Here is a 17,166-nt window from a genome sequence, read left to right on the forward strand (position 1 = left end):
GTCCTGGGCGAAGCCCGACGGGATACCGGCGGCGGACTTGGACGTGACGGGGCGTTGGCCGGAGGGGGCCGTCGCCGCCGCATCGGGCTTGCCGGAGGAGCCGTCCGTCGAAGAGGACGTGTCGCCGTCCCCCCGGTTCGCGAAGGCGATCGCTGCGATCAGGAGGACCACCACGCCGACCACGGTGACCAGGCTGCGGGACGAGGAGCGGCGGCGGGGGTCGCCGAAGGCGTCGCCGGAGTCGGGCAGGCGGGTGCGGGTCTGGCCCGTGCCGCCGTATCGATCGGAGGACTCGTGGTCGTCACCGAGACTCATGCCGCGTACGCCCCCTCGACGTCGTGCGGAAACACTTCGTACCGGTCGTACTTCTCATACTCCTCGTACGACGGTAGCCGTGCTGGTTCCCGCGCGGGCGCGGTGTGGTGACTCGACATCAGGGAAACGCAACCTCAGCCGGTGGGCACGACGGGCGGGTGGGATGGAGGGGAGCCGGGCGCGCCCGGCCGGGCGGTTGGTGCCCGGGCTACACGGCCATGCCGTACACGATGGTGAAGAGTGTCCCGAGTGAGCCGATGATGAAGACGCCCGTCAGGCCCGCGATGATGAGGCCCTTGCCCTGCTCCGCGCTGAAGGTGTCGCGCAGTGCGGTGGCTCCGATGCGCTGCTTGGCGGCGCCCCAGATGGCGATGCCGAGGCAGAGCAGGATGGCCACCGCCATCACGACCTCGATCATCACCTTCGCCTCGTTGCCCAGGCTGCCGAAGGGGCCCCAGTCCGGAGCGATCCCACCGATGATGGTGTTGATATCTCCCTTGTCGGCCGCAAAGAGCATGTAAGTCACCGCCCCTGTTGGGTAGTTCCGCACCCTCTGCGGTCGTGCAGAGGTCAGGCCTCATTCTCGCCGACAATGAGGCTGTCGTATGTCGACTTGGCGTCATTGATTGGCGGGTTTCGTACGAATACCTTGCCACCGTTCCGCTCCGGCCCCTAGGGGCGGCGACGGATGGTGTACGAAGGATCGTATGGTCACTCTGTGTATCACGGCAGGTCACGCCGGGCAATGAGGCCGGAGCGGAACCTGGTGTGTGGTTCCGTCGTTGTGCCGCTCTTGCGGCCTTTCTCACCTTTGGAGGCTGTTTCTGACGGCTGGTCGGGTGAGTGGTCGCGCCGGTGTTCCCCGGGTGAAGGCTACCCGGCACGGCGAAGGGGCCGCGGCTGGGTTGCCGCGGCCCCTGTGTTTCCCGGCCGTCCCCCGGCCCCCACGCCCCCGGGCGGCGCTCTCCGGTGACGGTCTGTCACCGGAGGGAGACGTCAGCGGTGAAGGCGCCGAGTCCCTCCGGGGTGCCCAGACCGGTCGGGCCGTCGTAGCCCGTCCGGGCGGTGCAGAAGTGGCTGGTGGTGCAGCTGCCGTTGCTGCCGCTGGTGGCGTCGTTCAGGGGGAGGTGTTCGCGTAGGGGAACGCGGCCGGGCGGTGACCCGCAACGACGATCGCTTGTTGAGCACGTGACAACAAGACGGTGATCGAAATCCTGACTTCCGCCTTACCGAAGGGCGCGTGGGGCTTACCGATCGCTGACGGCTCGATGGCCGGGCGACGGGCGCGACTTGACCGAGAGGCCTGGATTCAGCGGGGCTTGAGGCCGTGCAGGAGGAGGTGGACGAACTCCTCGGTGCCGGCGAGGGCCGCCTCGGGGGCGAGCATGCCGCCCGCCGCGAAAGAGGCGATGCCCTGGAGGGTGGCGCCGGTCAGCAGGGTGAGGTACTGCGGGTCGCCCGCGATGATCTCGCCGCGCTCCTGGGCGTCGGCGATGACCCGTTCCAGGGACCCCACCGTCCGGTCGACGGCCGCGGCCATCTGCTCGGAGGCGTCAGGCTCGTGCTTGCGGGCGTACATGAGCTCCAGCAGCTCGGCGTTGTCGATCGAGAAGGCGAGATAGGCCCGGGCGAGCGCGGTGAGCCGCTTCTCCAGCGGGAGGGCGGGGTCGTCGGCGCCCTCCAGGGCCTGGCCCAGTCGGCCGTAGCCGACGAGTGCCAGGGCGTTGAGCAGGGCTTGCTTGTCCCTGAAGTGGCGGCCGGGTGCGGCGTGACTCACTCCCGCCTCACGGGCCAGTTCGCGCAGCGAGAGTGCGCCGGCCCCCTTCTCCCGCAGCGTGCGCTCCGCGCCGGCGAGCAGGGTGGAGCGCAGATCCCCGTGGTGGTAGGGGCGGCTCTCCGGGGTGGGGCGGCTTGCTGGCATGCGGACCATCGTATCCTGATGTTGGCGATGCCATCATTGTTGTCATTGACAGCATTGTTGGCACCGCCTACATTCGAAGGTATGGCTGAGAAGACGAACACCCAGAGCAGCGAGACATGGAGCGCGGACCGCCTCCCGGGCCTCGGCGGGCGGACCGTCGTCGTCACCGGCGCCAACAGCGGCATCGGCCTCACCGCGACCCACGCGCTGGCCCGCGCGGGGGCGCACGTCGTCCTCGCCGTACGGGACACCGAGCGTGGGCGGGCAGCGGCGGCGACCGTGCCGGGCAGCACCGAGGTGCGCCGGCTGGACCTGGCGGACCTGGCCTCCGTGCGGGCGTTCGCCGACGCCTGGCAGGGGCCGCTGCACCTTCTCGTCAACAACGCCGGCGTGATGATGCTCCCCAGGCAGCACACCAAGGACGGCTTCGAGATGCAGTTCGGCACGAACCATCTCGGGCACTTCGCCCTCACGAACCTGCTGCTGCCGCACATCACCGACCGCGTCGTCACGGTCTCCTCGGGCGCCCACCGCTGGGGCGGCGCGAGGATCGGGTTCGACGACCTGGACATGGCGGCGAACTACACCCCGCAGCGCGCCTACGCCCAGTCCAAGCTGGCCAACCTCCTGTTCACCCTGGAACTCCAGCGCCGGCTCACGGAGTCGGGCTCCGCGGTCCGCGCCCTGGCCGCCCACCCCGGCTACGCGGCCACCAACCTCCAGAGCCACGCGGCCAATCCGGTGCTGCGCGCCGTCATGCGTCTCGGCAACAGGTTCTTCGCGCAGGACGATCGCGCGGGCGCCCTCCCCACCCTCTACGCCGCCACCGAGGACCTCCCCGGGGCGAGCTACGTGGGCCCCGACGGCCTGGGCGAGATGCGCGGCAAACCGGCCCTGGTGGGCCGCTCCCGCGCGGCCGGCGACCCGCTGACGGCCCGGCGGCTGTGGCGGGTCTCGGAGGAGCTGACGGGGACGCACTTCCCGCTGTCGCGGGACGAAGAGTCGAGCGTCTGACGAGGAGGTCGGCGTCTGACGAGGAGGTCGGCGTCTGACGAGGAAGCGGGTGCCTGACGGACGGGCGGGTGCCTGACGGACAGGCGATGTCCGACGGACAGACCGCTGTCTGACGTTCCTCTCACCTTCGCCGGGCACAGTCGCTCCCGTGAAGCGCGTCTTGTCCGTCGTCGTGGTCCTCGTCGGCCTCATCACCGCGTCCACCGCGACCGCCGACGACGGGGCCGGGCCCTTGGGTGTGACCGTCACCGGGCGCGACGCCCGGGTCGGGGTGCTCCTCCGCGCCGCCGGGGAAGGGCACTTCTGTACGGCGTCCGTGGTGGACGCGCCGCGCCGGGATCTGATCGTCACCGCGGCGCACTGCCTGGGCGGCGACGGCGGGCTGGTGTTCGTGCCGGGCTACCGGGACGGGCGCGCGCCCCACGGGGAGTGGAAGGTGCGGCGGCGGTTCCTGCCCCGCGGGTGGGTCGAGGGACGGCACGAGGACAGTGACGTGGGATTCGCCGTGCTCGTGCCGCGGGGCGGCACGGGGGTGCAGGACGTCGTCGGCGGGAACCGGTTCGTGACCGGTACGGCGACGGGGGCCACCGGAGTGACCGTCACCGGATACCCCGACACCCGCGAGACGCCCGTCAGCTGCACCGACAAGCCGGCCGCGCTCGGCCGCACCCAGCAGCGCATCGCGTGCCCCGGCTTCAGCGGGGGGACGAGCGGCAGCCCCTGGGTGAACGGGGACGGGCAGGTCGTCGGGGTCCTCGGCGGGCACGACCAGGGCGGGACCACCCCCGGGGTCTCCTACAGCGTGGTCCTCGGCGTCGAGGCCCGGCGGCTGTACCGACAGGCGGCGGGGCTCTCGTGACGCGTCGCGACCCCGTGCGCCGGCCGGAGCCGTCGTGCTCTCGCCGTGCTGCCCGTGCCGTGCCCCGTTCCTCCGTCCGCCCCCGACTCTCCTCCCCGTGATCATTCCCGGGCGTGCCGACCGCCTCTACACTGACCGACGGACTCCTGGGCGGTGAGGGGCGGTTGACGGTGCGTAAGGCATGGATCGTGGCGGGTGTTGCGATCAGTTCCGCCCTGGCCTTCGTGATGCTGCTCGTCGTCGGGGTCTACCTCGTCGCGGGAAACCTGGTCAACGGCGTGGGCGGTGGGGCGAAATCGTTGGCCAAGGGGTCGGTGCCCGCCGCGTACGCGTCCCTCGTGGCGAAGTGGGGCAACCTCTGCCCCGCCATCAGCCCGGCCCTGCTCGCCGCCCAGCTCTACCAGGAGAGCGGCTTCAACCCCAGGGCTCAGAGCCAGGCCGCCGCGCAGGGGATAGCGCAGTTCATCCCCGGCACCTGGGCCAGTCACGGCATCGACGGCGACGGTGACGGCGACCGCGACGTGTGGGACCCGAAGGACGCGATTCCCTCGGCCGCCTCGTACGACTGCGAACTCGCGTCGTACGTGAAGAAGGTTGGCGGGAATGCGACCGAAAACATGCTGGCCGCCTACAACGCGGGGGCCTATGCGGTGATCAAGTACGGGGGCGTGCCGCCGTACAGCGAGACCCGCAACTACGTGAAGCGGATCACGACGCTCTCGGAGAGCTTCGCTGCGCCGGTCGGGCGGGTCGACCCCTCCGAGCAGGCCGCCGCCGCGATCGAGTACGCACAGAAGAAGCTGGGCACGCTGTATCTCTGGGGCGGCACCGGCACCGCTGAGCAGGGCGGACGCTTCGACTGCTCGGGACTGACCCAGGCGGCCTACGAGACCGTGGGCATCAAGCTCCCGCGTGTCGCCAACGACCAGTACAACGCCGGTCCGCACCCCTCGCGGGACGAACTGCTCCCCGGCGACCTGGTGTTCTTTTCGGATGACCTGACCAATTCCCGCGCCATCCGGCATGTCGGTATTTATGTCGGGGGCGGGTACATGATCGACGCGCCCCGGACCGGTGCCGTCATCCGATTCGACCCGATCGACACCCCCGACTACTTCGGAGCCACCCGCGTCACCGAAGATGGCGCGAAAGCACTGCCCACGACGGTGTGAACCGTGCGTGAACCCACCCCCTGAGCTGCGACGACGTGTCTCTCTTCGATAACGTCTGCGTGATCATTCGGTGGAGTGTGGAACGTATCGACGGGGACCATGCGTTCCTGTTGACGTAGCCGAGCAGACGTTCATTCGGCACGTGTCATGCACGCGTGCGGCGGAAGCGGATCTACAACCACGGGGGTGGCAGGAGCGGCGCACGCACGGGTGCGCCGGGAGAGACGACGAAGGGGCCGCAGCACCATGGCTGGACTCGCCGATTCCGGGTCGAACCCCGACGTCGACCTGCTGTACGACATCAATGGCCTGGCCAAGGACGCGCCGGCCTGGTTCGACCGCGTCATGGAGTATGTCGGTGAGTACGGGCTGCTGCTCGCCATCGTCCTGCTCGTGGTGTGGTGCTGGTGGTCCGTGCGGCGCCGGGGCGACGAGGACGCGGCGTCCACCGTCGCGGCGTTGGTCTGGGCGCCGTTGGCCGCCGGGATGGCCGTGCTGGTGAACGTGCCCATACGGGGTTTCGTGGAGCGGCCCCGGCCGTTCCTGGACCACCAGGGGCTCGAGGTGCTCGTCCAGGGCAAGACCGACTACTCGTTCGTCAGCGACCACGCGACGATCGTCATGGCGATGGCGGTCGGTCTGTTCGTCGCCCACCGCAGGTTCGGGCTCGTCGCGCTCGTGCTGGCGCTGTTCGGCGGGTTCATCCGCGTCTACATGGGCGTGCACTACCCGACCGACGTCGTGGGCGGGTTCGCGCTGGGGACGGCCGTGGCGCTGCTGCTGTCGCCGCTCGCCATGGCCCTGCTGACGCCCGTGGTGAAGGCCGTCGAGCGATCGCCCCGGCTGGGATGGCTCGTGCGCGCCAGAGGACGGGCGGAACGGGACGACGCGGTGGTCCCCGAGGCCCGCAGTGAGCGAACCTCGGAGAGGGACCTCGCCGCATAGCGCGAAGGCCGCCGGGCGCGCAGGCGCAGCCCGCCTGCAGCGCCCTGGGAGGCCCTGCCGCGCCCGGGGGACAACCCGTCTACAGCGCTTGGGGATACGTGAAGAAGCGGTTGGGGTCGTACTGCTTCTTCAGCTTGGCCAGGCGGGTCGCCGCGTCTGCGTAGTACGCCTTGCGCCAGTCGGTCAGCGTCGGGTCCGTGTAGTTCTGGTAGGCCGCCCCCGAGGCGTGCGGGCGCATGGCCTTGTGGGCCGACGCCAGCCACTCCCGGGATGTCGCACCGCTCGTGCCGGCCCGCCAGGCCCCGATGTACTGGGCCAGCATCCGCGAGCGGCGGTGGACGAACGCCGTAGCCGTGGGAGAGACGCGGTTGACCGCTCCGCCGAGGGCGGTCAGGGCGATGCTGCCCGAGCCGCCGCGCACCGAAGCGATCTGTGCCAGCAGTGTGCGGATGCCGGCCGTGGAAAGGGAGCGGTCGAAGAAGTCCGACGCCGCCGCGTACGTCTCACGGCCCAGCGCGCCCTTCGGGGAGCGGCCCGGCGTCGCGCCGGGCAGATGGCACTGCGCGTCCGTCGGGAACGAGGAGCAGCCCGCGTACACCTCCATCGACTCCTCGTACGAGCGGCGCTTCAGGGAGACGCTGCGGGCCGGGGCGCCGACGCGGTCGGCCAGGCGGTCGACGGCGTTCTTGAGCTCGCCGTAGGTGCCGAGGGAGAACGCCGCGACCGAGACCGTCGGAGTGCCGCCCGCGGCGCTCGCCAGATGCAGGGACGACCAGATCTCGTCGGGCTGTGACGGCCCCCATTCCTGCCAGGCCTTCAGCACCGCGGCCGCCTTCGACCAGGGCCAGGTCAGGTATGCCGATACGCCCTGCGGGGCGGGGTGGGTCGTGAAGTGCAGCTCCGTGACCACGCCGAAGTTGCCGTTGCCGGCGCCGCGCAGCGCCCAGAAGAGGTCCTTGTTCTCGCGGGCGTCGGCGGTGAGTTGCTTGCCGTCCGCGGTGATCAGTGTGGCCTGGGTGAGGCTGTCGCAGGTCAGTCCGTACGCCCGGGAGACCACGCCGTGGCCGCCGCCGAGGGTGAGGCCCGAGACGCCGACGGTCGGGCAGGAGCCGGCGGGGATCGTGACGCCCTTCGCGGCGAGGGCTCGGTAGACGTCGATGAGTTTGGCGCCGGCGCCGACCACCGCGGTGGTGCCCGAGGCCCGGACGCGGTTGAGCTTCGAGACGTCGACGATCAGGCGGCCGTCGCCGGAGGACCAGCCCCCGTAGGAGTGGCCGCCGTTGCGGATCGCCACGCGCAGGGCGTGGGCGCGGGCGTAGGCCAGGGTCGTGCGGATGTCGTCCGGGTGGGACACGTACGCGACCGCGGCGGGCTTCAGGTGGTCGAAGCGGGTGTTGTAGAGCTGCCGGGCCGCGGGCCAGTTCGCGTCGCCGGGGCGGATCAGGGGGCCGTCGAGGTCGCGGGCCAGGGCGGACCAGTTGGCGGCGGTGGATCTCGACGTGGTGGTGGTGCGCGCGGCGTTGGTGGCCGCGGCCCCGGAGCGGGTGCCCGACTGTGTGCAGGCGGTGGTGAAGGGGGTCGCGACCGCGGCGACCGCCGCCGTGCCGGCTGTGAGGATCGTGCGCCGTTCCATGGGGCCTCCCGGTGGTTCCGCCTTGGGAGACGGGGTGATGGGGGGTGGGGGTTCCACCGGTCCGGCCGCGGCTCGGGCCGTGTCCGCCACGGGTCTCAGTCCGTCGCGTGCTTCTCCGCGTCCGTGCGCGCCTGGCTTCTCGCTCTTCGGGCCGGGCCGCGCCAGCCGCAGTTGCAATGGGCCATGCAGAAAGGGCCCTTCTCCATGGTCGTCGTGCGGTGCTCCGGGAGGTTGGGGGGAGCTTCCGGCCCGTCCTGCTGCGCCACGACGACCACGCTACCCAGCGCAGGTAAAGGGTTCGTATGGCGGTCGGCGCGGACCCGCGTGACGGGGGCACAAACCCGTCGTTAACCGGAACAACGACGGGGCCCGTGACGGACGTACCGGCTGGGGGTAGGCAGGCGATGACTGGGCGGCAGCGGGAACGGCGGCACAGGCGGACGGGCGCGGCGGTCGTCGCGGCCGTGCTCCTGGCGGGGGCGGGGCTGGGGACCGCGGGGTGCTCCGGAGGTGACGCGGTCGCCGGGGACTCCCGCGGCGGGGACGCGGTCGTCGCGTTGCGGAAGGCGGCCGACCGGCTGATCGGCGCGGGGAGTTCGAGGGCGCGTACGTCGATGGAGATGGCCGCCGGCGGGACCCGGGTGACCATCCGGGGTGCCGGGGTCTACGACTACCGCAAGCGGATGGGGCGGCTGAAGGTGCACCTGCCGCAGGACCCCGCGGGGGCCGCCGAGCGTCGGCCGATCACCGAACTGCTCGCGCCGGGTGCGCTGTTCATGAAGAACCGGGGCGCCGGTGTGCCGCAGGACAAGTGGGTGCGGGTGGACACGCGGACCCTGTCCGACGGGAACCTCGTCACCGGCGGGGCCACCGATCCGTTCACGGCGGCCGAGGTGCTGCTCGGGACGCGGACGGCGACGTACGTGGGCAGGACGGAGGTCGCGGGGACCAGGGTGCGGCATTACCGGGGGACGGCGCACCTGGGTGACGCGGCCCGGCGGGCCTCCGACGGGAACAAGGGCCCCCTGAAGGCGGCGGCCGAGGGGTTCGCCACCGCCGAGGTGCCGTTCGACGCCTATCTCGACGACGAGGGACGCATCCGCAAGGTCAGGCACCGCTTCAGCTTCCTGAACGGGCAGCAGAAGCGCCCCGTGGCCGTCGCCTCGACCACGCTGCTCTACGATTTCGGGGCTCCGGTGCGCGTACGGTTGCCCCGGACCGACGACATCTACGCGGGCAAGATCACCGAGGAGTGACCGGCGTGAACTAGCCCGTCCGTGCCATGCGCGGTGTGTAGGCCGCTCCCTACTCTAGGAAGTCGGTAACGGCAGAGATGAGGTGATGCACGTGGCACCGGTCGGCGGTACGGCAGTTCAGGACCACGTGGCCCTCGCCGAGATCGAGCTGTGCGGAGAGCTGATCATCGCGGCTTCGGCCGCCCAGGAGCGGCTCAGCCTGGAGAGCATCGACGAGGTGCTGAAAGTGGCCGAGGAGCGGGACTCCTCCGGGCGCTGACCACAGGCCGCGGGACCCGGCTCATGTCCGCAGCATGCGGGCGATCGCCTGGGTCGCCTCCTTCACCTTCGCGTCGATCTCGTCGCCCCCCTTGAGGGCCGCGTCCGCCACGCAGTGCCGCAGGTGCTCCTCGAGCAGCTGCAGGGCGAAGGACTGCAGGGCCTTGGTAGAGGCGGAGACCTGAGTGAGTATGTCGATGCAGTAGACGTCCTCGTCGACCATGCGCTGCAGGCCGCGGATCTGGCCCTCGATGCGGCGCAGCCGCTTGAGGTGTTCGCCCTTCTGCTTGTGATACCCGTGCACACCGTGGTCGTGATCGGCCGTCCCGTCCGCACCGGCGGGGTCGGAGGTGCCGGTGGTGACATGTGCGACATCTGTTGCGTCCGTCACGTCCGTCATCGCTTCCTCCTGGTGGACAGTGGGCCGATATATACCCCTGGTGGGTATATGGTACCGAACTTTGCCGGGTATACGGCCCTGGAAACGGCCCCCGTGCTCATCACTGTGCCCGATGGGCGACACTGGTGGGCGGCCGATAGCCGTGGCCGGATGATGCGCCTAGCATCAGGCTGACCGAAACCGAAGCACCCCGAGGACCCCACGTGCGCTTTCGTCTGACCCCCAGGGAGACGAGCTTCTACGACATGTTCGCCGCCTCCGCGGACAACATCGTCACGGGCTCGAAGCTCCTGATGGAACTGCTCGGGGCGGACTCACCCGCCCGGGCCGAGATCGCAGAGCGTATGCGGGCAGCGGAACACGCAGGTGACGATGCCACGCACGCGATCTTCCACCAGCTGAACTCCTCCTTCATCACGCCGTTCGACCGCGAGGACATCTACTCCCTCGCGTCGTCCCTCGACGACATCATGGACTTCATGGAGGAGGCCGTCGACCTGGTCGTCCTCTACAACGTCGAGGAACTGCCCAAGGGCGTCGAGCAGCAGATCGAGGTCCTGGCGCGCGCTGCCGAACTGACGGCCGAAGCGATGCCGCATCTGCGCACCATGGAGAACCTCACCGAGTACTGGATCGAGGTCAACCGGCTGGAGAACCAGGCCGACCAGATCCACCGCAAGCTGCTGGCGCACCTCTTCAACGGCAAGTACGACGCCATGGACGTGCTCAAGCTCAAGCAGATCGTGGATGTGCTGGAGGAAGCGGCGGACGCCTTCGAGCACGTGGCGAACACGGTGGAGACCATCGCCGTCAAGGAGTCCTGAGCCCTTCATGGACACCCTTGCTCTGGTCGTGACCATCGGGGTCGCGCTCTTCTTCACGTACACCAACGGCTTTCACGATTCGGCGAACGCGATCGCCACGTCCGTCTCGACGCGGGCGCTGACGCCGAGGGCCGCGCTGGCCATGGCGGCGGTGATGAACCTCGCCGGTGCGTTCATGGGCTCCGGGGTCGCCAAGACCGTCAGTGAGGGCCTGATCCAGACACCGACCGGGTCGAAGGGGATGGGGATCCTTTTCGCCGCGCTGGTGGGCGCCATCGTCTGGAACCTCGTCACCTGGTACTTCGGGCTGCCCTCGTCCTCCTCGCACGCGCTGTTCGGAGGGATGGTCGGTGCCGCGCTGGCCGGCGGGACGACCGTCTACTGGAGCGGGGTGCTGGAGAAGGTCGTCATCCCCATGTTCATCTCCCCGGTGGTCGGCCTGCTGGCCGGTTATCTGGTGATGACCGCGATCATGTGGATCTTCCGGAAGGCCAACCCGCACAAGGCCAAGAGGGGTTTCCGGATAGCCCAGACCGTCTCGGCGGCCGGTATGGCGCTGGGTCACGGTCTGCAGGATGCGCAGAAGACCATGGGCATCGTGGTGATGGCGCTCGTCATCGCCGATGTCGAGGACTACGGCGATCCGATCCCGGTGTGGGTCAAGATCGCCTGCGCGGTGATGCTGTCGCTGGGGACGTACGCCGGTGGATGGCGGATCATGCGGACGCTGGGGCGGAAGATCATCGAGCTGGATCCGCCGCAGGGCTTCGCGGCGGAGGCGACGGGCGCGTCGATCATGTTCACCTCGGCGTTCCTGTTCAAGGCGCCGATCTCCACGACGCATGTGATCACCTCCGCGATCATGGGCGTCGGAGCGACGAAGCGCGTGAACGCCGTGCGGTGGGGCGTCGCCAAGAACATCATCCTGGGGTGGTTCATCACGATGCCGGCCGCGGCGATCGTGGCCGCGGCGTCGTACGGGATCGTGAATCTGGCGTTCCTGTAGCGGCACCGGACGCATACGAGAGGGCCCGCCCCCCGGAGCCGGGGGCGGGCCCTTTTTCGGCCTCGCGGTGGCACCGCCATGCAGCACCGCGAGGAGTCTTGCCGGCCGGTTCAGCCGAAGCGGCCGGAGATGTAGTCCTCCGTGGCCTGGACCGACGGGTTGGAGAAGATGCGCTCCGTGTCGTCGATCTCGATGAGCTTGCCGGGCTGGCCGACCGCCGAGAGGTTGAAGAACGCCGTGCGGTCGGAGACGCGGGCCGCCTGCTGCATGTTGTGCGTCACGATGACGATCGTGAAGCGCTCCTTGAGCTCGCCGATCAGGTCCTCGATCGCGAGCGTGGAGATGGGGTCGAGCGCGGAGCAGGGCTCGTCCATGAGCAGGACGTTCGGCTCGACCGCGATCGCCCGCGCGATGCACAGACGCTGCTGCTGGCCACCGGAGAGGCCCGAGCCGGGCTTGTTCAGGCGGTCCTTGACCTCGTTCCAGAGGTTCGCGCCCTTGAGGGAGCGCTCGACGATGTCGGAGAGCTCGCTCTTCTTGTGGTTGCCGTTCAGCCGCAGCCCCGCCGCCACGTTGTCGAAGATCGACATCGTCGGGAACGGGTTCGGGCGCTGGAACACCATGCCGACCTCACGGCGGACCGACACCGGGTCGATGCCCGTGCCGTAGAGGTCCTCGTCGTCGAGGAGCACCTTGCCCTCGACCCGGCCGCCCGCGGTGACCTCGTGCATCCGGTTCAGCGTGCGCAGGAACGTCGACTTGCCGCAGCCGGAGGGGCCGATGAACGCCGTCACCGAGCGCGGCTCGACGGTCATCGAGATGTCCTCGATCGCCTTGTGGGAGCCGTAGTAGGCGGTCAGTCCGCTTACGTCGATTCGCTTGGCCATTGCTACTTCACTTCCAGACTCAGTCAGTCGCTGTGGCCGCCTCAGCGACCGGTCTTCGGGGCCTTCCAGCGGGCGATCCCGCGGGCCACCAGGTTCAGGAGCATCACGAAGGCGATCAGGGTGAGCGACGCCGCCCAGGCACGGTCGTACGCCGCACCGGAGCCCGCGCTGTTCGCGTACTGCTGGTAGATGTACAGCGGCAGCGAGGCCTGCGCCCCCTCGAAGGGGTTGGCGTTGATGAACGCGTTGCCCCACACCAGCAGCAGGACCGGGGCGGTCTCACCGGTGATGCGGGCGATCGAGAGCATGATGCCCGTGGTGATGCCGCCGATGGAGGTCGGCAGGACCACCTTCAGGATGGTGCGCCACTTGGGGACGCCGAGCGCCAGGGAGGCCTCGCGCAGCTCGTTCGGGACGAGCTTGAGCATCTCCTCGGTGGAGCGGACGACGACCGGCATCATCAGGATGGCCAGGGCCAGCGAGCCGGCGAAGCCGAAGGGCTGCATGTCGAACATCAGCATGAGGCTGAGGATGAACAGACCCGCGACGATCGACGGGATGCCGGTCATGACGTCGACGAAGAACGTGATGGCCTTGGAGAGGTTGCCCCGGCCGTACTCGACGAGGTAGATCGCGGTGAGCACGCCGATCGGCGCGGCGATCACCGTGGCGAGTCCGACCTGCTCCAGGGTGCCGAGGATGGCGTGGTAGATGCCGCCGCCGGGCTCGGTGTCGGCGACGACGCCCATGGAGTGCGTCAGGAAGTAGACGTCGAGGACCTTCACGCCGCGCACGACGGTCGACCAGATCAGCGAGGCGAGCGGGACGACGGCGAGCAGGAAGGCGACCCAGACGAAGGAGGTCGCGATGCGGTCCTTGGCCTGGCGCTTGCCCTCGACGGCGGTGGCGATCGCGTACGTGCCGACGAGGTAGAGGAGCGCGGCGATCAGGCCCCACTGGACGCGGCTGTGCAGGCCGCCGGCCAGGCCGATGCCGATCGCGAGGGCGATCGAGCCGCCGGCGATGGCGTACGGGGACCACTTGGGCAGGCGGGCGCCGCGCAGGGTGCCGGGGCCCTTGGGGGTCAGGGTTGCGGTACTCATGCGTTGGCCCCCGAGTACTCCTTGCGGCGGGCGATGATCGCGCGGGCCGCACCGTTGACCAGCAGGGTGATGACGAACAGGACCAGGCCGGAGGCGATGAGCGCGTCGCGGCCGAACTCGGTGGCCTCGCCGAACTTGCTGGCGATGTTCTGGGCGAACGTGCCGCCGCCCGGGTCGAGCAGGCTGGCCTGGATGTCGAAGGTCGGGGAGAGCACGGTCGCGACGGCCATGGTCTCGCCGAGGGCGCGGCCGAGGCCGAGCATCGACGCGGAGATGACGCCGGAGCGGCCGAAGGGGATGACCGCCATGCGGATCACCTCCCAGCGGGTGGCGCCGAGCGCCAGGGCCGCCTCCTCGTGCATCTGCGGGACCTGACGGAAGACCTCGCGGCTCACGTTGGTGATGATCGGCAGGATCATGATCGCGAGCAGGATCCCGACGGTCAGCATCGAGCGGGGGGCGCCGCCCTCCCACGAGAAGACGCCGGTCCAGCCGAGGTAGTCGTTCAGCCAGCCGAAGAGGCCGTTCATGTGCGGCACCAGGACGAGGGCGCCCCACAGGCCGTAGACGATGGACGGCACGGCGGCGAGCAGGTCGATCACGTACGCGATGGGGCCGCGCAGCCGGCGCGGGGCGTAGTGCGTGAGGAACAGCGCGATGGCGACGGCGACCGGGACGGCGATGACCATGGCGACGATCGAGGAGACGACCGTGCCGAAGGCCAGGACGGCGATGCCGAAGTCCGGCGGGACGGCGTTGGTGTCCCACTGGAAGGTCGTGAGGAAGTTGCCCTGGTCCTTGCTGATGGCGAGGGAGGCGCGGTAGGTGAGAAAGACCGCGATCGCGGCCATGATCACCAGCAGCAGGATGCCGGAGCCGCGGGAGAATCCGAGGAAGATGCGGTCTCCGGGCCGGGTGGCCCCGCGTGCGGCGCGCTTGTCGGCGGTCTGCTGCGGAGCGGGGGGTGGTGTCTCGGTTGTCTGTGTGGGTGTGCCCATCAGGTTCTCCGGTCTGCGGAGCCGTACCGGAGGTACGGCCACTGGCGGCGGTGCACCGGACGGTGCGGCCCGGCCCCGGGGAGGGGGCCGGACCGCACGCGGGTCAGCTCAGGCCCTCGATGGTGGTGCGGACCTGGGAGATGATGTCGTCGGGGATCGGCGCGTAGTCGTTCTCGGCGAGGATCTTCTGGCCGTCCTCGGAGGCGATGTAACGCAGGAACGCCTTGGTGGCGGGCAGCGTCTCGGCCTTGGTGCCCTTGTCGCAGACGATCTCGTAGGTGACGAGGACCATCGGGTAGGCGCCCTCGGCCTTGGTGCCGTAGTTCAGCTCCAGGGCGAGGTCCTTGCCCGTGCCGACGACCTTGGCCTCGGAGATGGCCTTGGTGGCGTTCTCGACGGTGGCCTTGACCGGCTGGGCGGCGCCGGTGTCGAGGTCGACGGTCTTCAGGCCGTCCTTGGCGTACGACAGCTCGAAGTAGCTGATGGCGCCGTTGGTCTGCTTCACCTGCTGGGCGAGACCGGAGGAGCCGGAGGCGGACTGGCCCCCCTTGGCCTGCCAGGTCTTGCCGCCGTCGTAGGGCCAGTCCTTCTTGGCGGTGGCGATCAGGTACTTGGTGAAGTTGTCCGTGGTGCCGGAGTCGTCCGAGCGGTGGAACGCCTGGATCTTGAGGTCAGGGAGCTTCGCGTCGGGGTTCAGCTTCTTGATCGCCGGGTCGTTCCAGTTGGTGATCTTGCCGTCGAAGATCTTCGCCAGGGTCGGGGCGTCCAGGACGAGGTTGTCCACGCCGCTGACGTTGTAGCCGACCGCGATCGGGCCGCCGACCATCGGCAGGTCGATGCCCTGGCCACCGGAGCAGACCTTCTTGGAGGCCGCGACCTCTTCGGGCTTCAGCGCGGAGTCGGAGCCGGCGAAGGGGACCTGGCCCTGGGTGAACGCGGTGACACCGGCGCCGGAGCCGCCGCCCTTGTAGTTGATCTGGACGCCCTGGCATGCGGCGGTGAACTGCTTCACCCAGGCGTCGATCGCGTTCTTCTGCGCGGACGAGCCGTCGGCCAGCAGCTGGCCCTTGGCGTCGTCGCACTTGACGTTGCTCGGCGCGGCGGCGTTGGAGGAGCCGCCGCCGTCGCTGTTGCCACCGGTGTCGTCGGAGCCGCACGCCGTGAGGGCCAGGGCGCCGGAGACGGCGAGAGCACCGAGAGCGAGGGCCCGCCGGTTCATGCGCTGAAGCTTCACTTGAGTTCCTTCCAGGAGCCGCCGTCCTGATCGGCGGCGTGCGAAGTCTGAGTGACGCGGACGCGGTCGCACTCAGCAGGCGCGGCTCGCGTCGGTAAGGCCGAAATTAGGCAGATCAGATGAAGGCGCCGATGGCCGCACATGAACGAGGGGTGAACCCCTGTCTAAGGCCTGGTGAGGTCACGGAATGCTCACGGGGAGAGCACGTCGGCATTCCGCTTTTGCGGACGAAGGGGGACCGTCCGGTCAGCCGGCCGTCCGGGGGAGGTGCAGAACGGCGAGCAGTTCGTCGACCAGGGGCCGGTCGTGGGGCTGGGTGAGACGGTCGCGGGCGGCGGCGGGAGTCAGCCACAGCACCCGGTCCACCTCGTCCGTCGGGGAGAAGGCGCAGGACACGGCCTCGGCCGCCCAGTAGCGGACCTGCTTGGGGCGACCGTTGGCCGAATAGCGCAGGGTGGACAGCTCGGGCCCGGGCACGGCCCGGCAGCCCGTCTCCTCCGCCACCTCGCGCAGTGCGCCGTCGAGTGCCGCCTCGCCGCGCTTCAGTTTCCCCTTCGGCCACGACCAGTCGTCGTATTTCGGCCGGTGCACGAGGCAGAGCTCGGGCTCGCCGGTGGTGGGGGAGTGGCGCCACAGGACGCAGCCCGCCGCCTGAACGGTGGTGTCCTTGGGGGTGCTCACCGGGTTTCACCGCCTTCTGGTGCCGCGGCCGGGCATGCCGGGCCGACCGGTCATGACGTGCTGACGGTCTCCTTCTGCCAGCACTGCTGGAACGCGAAGCGCGCCGCCTCCACCTCGTGCCGCTGGTCGGCGTGGAGCACGCCGAGGGCGTACGCCGTGGCCGGGGCGATGCGCGGGGTACGGGCCGCCTGGGCCGCCGCTGCCGCCGCCTCGGAGGCGTCCCGGTGCCGGTTCAGGGCCCGGCCCGCGGAGAGCAGACGCAGGTCGACCACGGCGTTGCCCTTGGGGCCGCTGACGGCCTCGCGCGCGTAGCGGTGCAGGCGCAGCAGCAGGCGGACCTGGTGCCACGGGGCGTCCTGCGGGTGCGGGACCGTGTCCGGGGACAGGCCGTGGACGAGGGCCGCGGCGTTGTACGGGTTGCCGGCCGTGACGAGAGGGAGGGCGGTCACGGCGTCGGCCAGCCGGTCCTGGGCGGCGGCGGCGAGGGGGCGCAGGTCGGTGCTGCCGGCGGCCCTGGTGAGGGGGACCTCGCTGGCCAGGACGGCGACCTTGTCCGCGACGGCGTGGAAACGGCTGCTGCCCAGGGCCTGCAGGGCCGTGGAGTGGGCCCGGGTGCGGGCGAGGGTCAGCTGGCGGTCCAGCAGGGCGCCCGCCTTCGCC

18 protein-coding genes and 2 pseudogenes are annotated in these 17,166 nt (G+C 70.0%); 8 read left to right on the plus strand and 12 right to left on the minus strand.

The annotated features are described in order from the left end of the window. The 4 genes and pseudogenes from ABZ281_RS10455 to ABZ281_RS10470 all read right to left on the minus strand — a co-directional run. Nucleotides 1-315 (minus strand): annotated as a pseudogene (locus tag ABZ281_RS10455) (hypothetical protein); the annotation flags it as partial. Nucleotides 316-523: 208 nt separating this feature from the next. Then, complete coding sequence (locus tag ABZ281_RS10460; protein WP_003991275.1) at nt 524-832, minus strand: hypothetical protein; 309 nt, start codon at nt 830-832, stop codon at nt 524-526. Between the two features lie 463 nt (nt 833-1,295). Next, a pseudogene (locus ABZ281_RS10465) lies at nt 1,296-1,468 on the minus strand (peptidase S8); the annotation flags it as partial. 156 nt (nt 1,469-1,624) lie between these two features. Next, complete coding sequence (locus tag ABZ281_RS10470; RefSeq protein ID WP_356654055.1) at nt 1,625-2,245, minus strand: TetR/AcrR family transcriptional regulator; 621 nt, start codon at nt 2,243-2,245, stop codon at nt 1,625-1,627. Nucleotides 2,246-2,317: 72 nt separating this feature from the next. Here ABZ281_RS10470 and ABZ281_RS10475 point away from each other — a divergent pair, with 72 nt between their 5' ends. From ABZ281_RS10475 to ABZ281_RS10490, 4 genes are all read left to right on the plus strand, one after another. After that, complete coding sequence (locus ABZ281_RS10475) at nt 2,318-3,250, plus strand: oxidoreductase (protein ID WP_356654057.1); 933 nt, start codon at nt 2,318-2,320, stop codon at nt 3,248-3,250. Between the two features lie 148 nt (nt 3,251-3,398). Next, nucleotides 3,399-4,109 (plus strand): trypsin-like peptidase domain-containing protein, encoded by a 711-nt coding sequence (locus tag ABZ281_RS10480; protein WP_356654059.1) that lies wholly within the window; start codon nt 3,399-3,401, stop codon nt 4,107-4,109. Nucleotides 4,110-4,279: 170 nt separating this feature from the next. Next, a complete protein-coding gene (locus ABZ281_RS10485) occupies nt 4,280-5,281 on the plus strand; it encodes a bifunctional lytic transglycosylase/C40 family peptidase (protein ID WP_356654083.1) in 1,002 nt (333 codons plus the stop codon). A 246-nt stretch (nt 5,282-5,527) separates the two neighbouring features. Then, nucleotides 5,528-6,226: a phosphatase PAP2 family protein gene (locus tag ABZ281_RS10490; RefSeq protein ID WP_356654061.1), complete on the plus strand. Its 699-nt coding sequence runs from the start codon at nt 5,528-5,530 to the stop codon at nt 6,224-6,226. Between the two features lie 79 nt (nt 6,227-6,305). On the opposite strand, the gene ABZ281_RS10495 is transcribed toward ABZ281_RS10490, so the two are convergent. Then, a complete protein-coding gene (locus ABZ281_RS10495) occupies nt 6,306-7,859 on the minus strand; it encodes an FAD-binding oxidoreductase (protein ID WP_356654063.1) in 1,554 nt (517 codons plus the stop codon). A gap of 404 nt (nt 7,860-8,263) precedes the next feature. Here ABZ281_RS10495 and ABZ281_RS10500 point away from each other — a divergent pair, with 404 nt between their 5' ends. Together ABZ281_RS10500 and ABZ281_RS10505 are read left to right on the plus strand one after the other, a co-directional pair. Beyond that, the gene (locus ABZ281_RS10500; RefSeq protein ID WP_356654065.1) at nt 8,264-9,115 is read left to right on the plus strand and encodes a hypothetical protein; all 852 of its coding nucleotides are present in this window, start codon (nt 8,264-8,266) and stop codon (nt 9,113-9,115) included. Nucleotides 9,116-9,206: 91 nt separating this feature from the next. Further along, nucleotides 9,207-9,374 (plus strand): hypothetical protein, encoded by a 168-nt coding sequence (locus ABZ281_RS10505; protein WP_162494362.1) that lies wholly within the window; start codon nt 9,207-9,209, stop codon nt 9,372-9,374. A 21-nt stretch (nt 9,375-9,395) separates the two neighbouring features. On the opposite strand, the gene ABZ281_RS10510 is transcribed toward ABZ281_RS10505, so the two are convergent. Then, the gene (locus ABZ281_RS10510) at nt 9,396-9,773 is read right to left on the minus strand and encodes a metal-sensitive transcriptional regulator (protein ID WP_356654067.1); all 378 of its coding nucleotides are present in this window, start codon (nt 9,771-9,773) and stop codon (nt 9,396-9,398) included. Nucleotides 9,774-9,976: 203 nt separating this feature from the next. Here ABZ281_RS10510 and ABZ281_RS10515 point away from each other — a divergent pair, with 203 nt between their 5' ends. After that, nucleotides 9,977-10,597, plus strand: coding sequence for a DUF47 family protein (locus tag ABZ281_RS10515; protein ID WP_031105674.1), 621 nt, complete (start codon nt 9,977-9,979; stop codon nt 10,595-10,597). Nucleotides 10,598-10,604: 7 nt separating this feature from the next. Further along, the gene (locus ABZ281_RS10520; protein WP_356654069.1) at nt 10,605-11,603 is read left to right on the plus strand and encodes an inorganic phosphate transporter; all 999 of its coding nucleotides are present in this window, start codon (nt 10,605-10,607) and stop codon (nt 11,601-11,603) included. Nucleotides 11,604-11,713: 110 nt separating this feature from the next. On the opposite strand, the gene pstB is transcribed toward ABZ281_RS10520, so the two are convergent. From pstB to ABZ281_RS10550, 6 genes are all read right to left on the minus strand, one after another. Then, nucleotides 11,714-12,490 carry a phosphate ABC transporter ATP-binding protein PstB gene (pstB, locus tag ABZ281_RS10525; protein WP_356654071.1) on the minus strand — a complete coding sequence of 259 codons (777 nt, stop codon included), beginning with the start codon at nt 12,488-12,490 and terminating at the stop codon, nt 11,714-11,716. A gap of 41 nt (nt 12,491-12,531) precedes the next feature. Beyond that, on the minus strand, nt 12,532-13,593 hold the full coding sequence (gene pstA, locus ABZ281_RS10530) for a phosphate ABC transporter permease PstA (protein WP_356654073.1): 1,062 nt from the start codon (nt 13,591-13,593) through the stop codon (nt 12,532-12,534). Next, nucleotides 13,590-14,591 carry a phosphate ABC transporter permease subunit PstC gene (gene pstC, locus ABZ281_RS10535; RefSeq protein ID WP_356654075.1) on the minus strand — a complete coding sequence of 334 codons (1,002 nt, stop codon included), beginning with the start codon at nt 14,589-14,591 and terminating at the stop codon, nt 13,590-13,592. The genes pstA and pstC overlap by 4 nt, the downstream gene beginning before the upstream one ends. 103 nt (nt 14,592-14,694) lie before the next feature. Continuing rightward, nucleotides 14,695-15,825, minus strand: coding sequence for a phosphate ABC transporter substrate-binding protein PstS (pstS, locus tag ABZ281_RS10540; protein WP_356654077.1), 1,131 nt, complete (start codon nt 15,823-15,825; stop codon nt 14,695-14,697). Between the two features lie 246 nt (nt 15,826-16,071). Next, on the minus strand, nt 16,072-16,506 hold the full coding sequence (locus ABZ281_RS10545; RefSeq protein ID WP_356654079.1) for an NUDIX hydrolase: 435 nt from the start codon (nt 16,504-16,506) through the stop codon (nt 16,072-16,074). A gap of 50 nt (nt 16,507-16,556) precedes the next feature. Beyond that, the coding region (locus tag ABZ281_RS10550; protein WP_356654081.1) for a CHAD domain-containing protein at nt 16,557-17,166 on the minus strand (610 nt) is incomplete at its 5' end.

The sequence above is a fragment of the Streptomyces sp. NPDC006265 genome, from assembly GCF_040613555.1.
Classification (GTDB): Bacteria; Actinomycetota; Actinomycetes; order Streptomycetales; family Streptomycetaceae; genus Streptomyces.

Coding starts and splice junctions, on each gene's coding strand:
- ABZ281_RS10460 (WP_003991275.1), bottom strand. CDS start 832: ATGCTCTTTGCGGCCGACAAGGGAGATATCAACACCATCATCGGTGGG.
- ABZ281_RS10470 (WP_356654055.1), bottom strand. CDS start 2,245: ATGGTCCGCATGCCAGCAAGCCGCCCCACCCCGGAGAGCCGCCCCTAC.
- ABZ281_RS10475 (WP_356654057.1), top strand. CDS start 2,318: ATGGCTGAGAAGACGAACACCCAGAGCAGCGAGACATGGAGCGCGGAC.
- ABZ281_RS10490 (WP_356654061.1), top strand. CDS start 5,528: ATGGCTGGACTCGCCGATTCCGGGTCGAACCCCGACGTCGACCTGCTG.
- ABZ281_RS10495 (WP_356654063.1), bottom strand. CDS start 7,859: ATGGAACGGCGCACGATCCTCACAGCCGGCACGGCGGCGGTCGCCGCG.
- ABZ281_RS10500 (WP_356654065.1), top strand. CDS start 8,264: ATGACTGGGCGGCAGCGGGAACGGCGGCACAGGCGGACGGGCGCGGCG.
- ABZ281_RS10510 (WP_356654067.1), bottom strand. CDS start 9,773: ATGACGGACGTGACGGACGCAACAGATGTCGCACATGTCACCACCGGC.
- ABZ281_RS10520 (WP_356654069.1), top strand. CDS start 10,605: ATGGACACCCTTGCTCTGGTCGTGACCATCGGGGTCGCGCTCTTCTTC.
- pstB (WP_356654071.1), bottom strand. CDS start 12,490: ATGGCCAAGCGAATCGACGTAAGCGGACTGACCGCCTACTACGGCTCC.
- pstA (WP_356654073.1), bottom strand. CDS start 13,593: ATGAGTACCGCAACCCTGACCCCCAAGGGCCCCGGCACCCTGCGCGGC.
- pstC (WP_356654075.1), bottom strand. CDS start 14,591: ATGGGCACACCCACACAGACAACCGAGACACCACCCCCCGCTCCGCAG.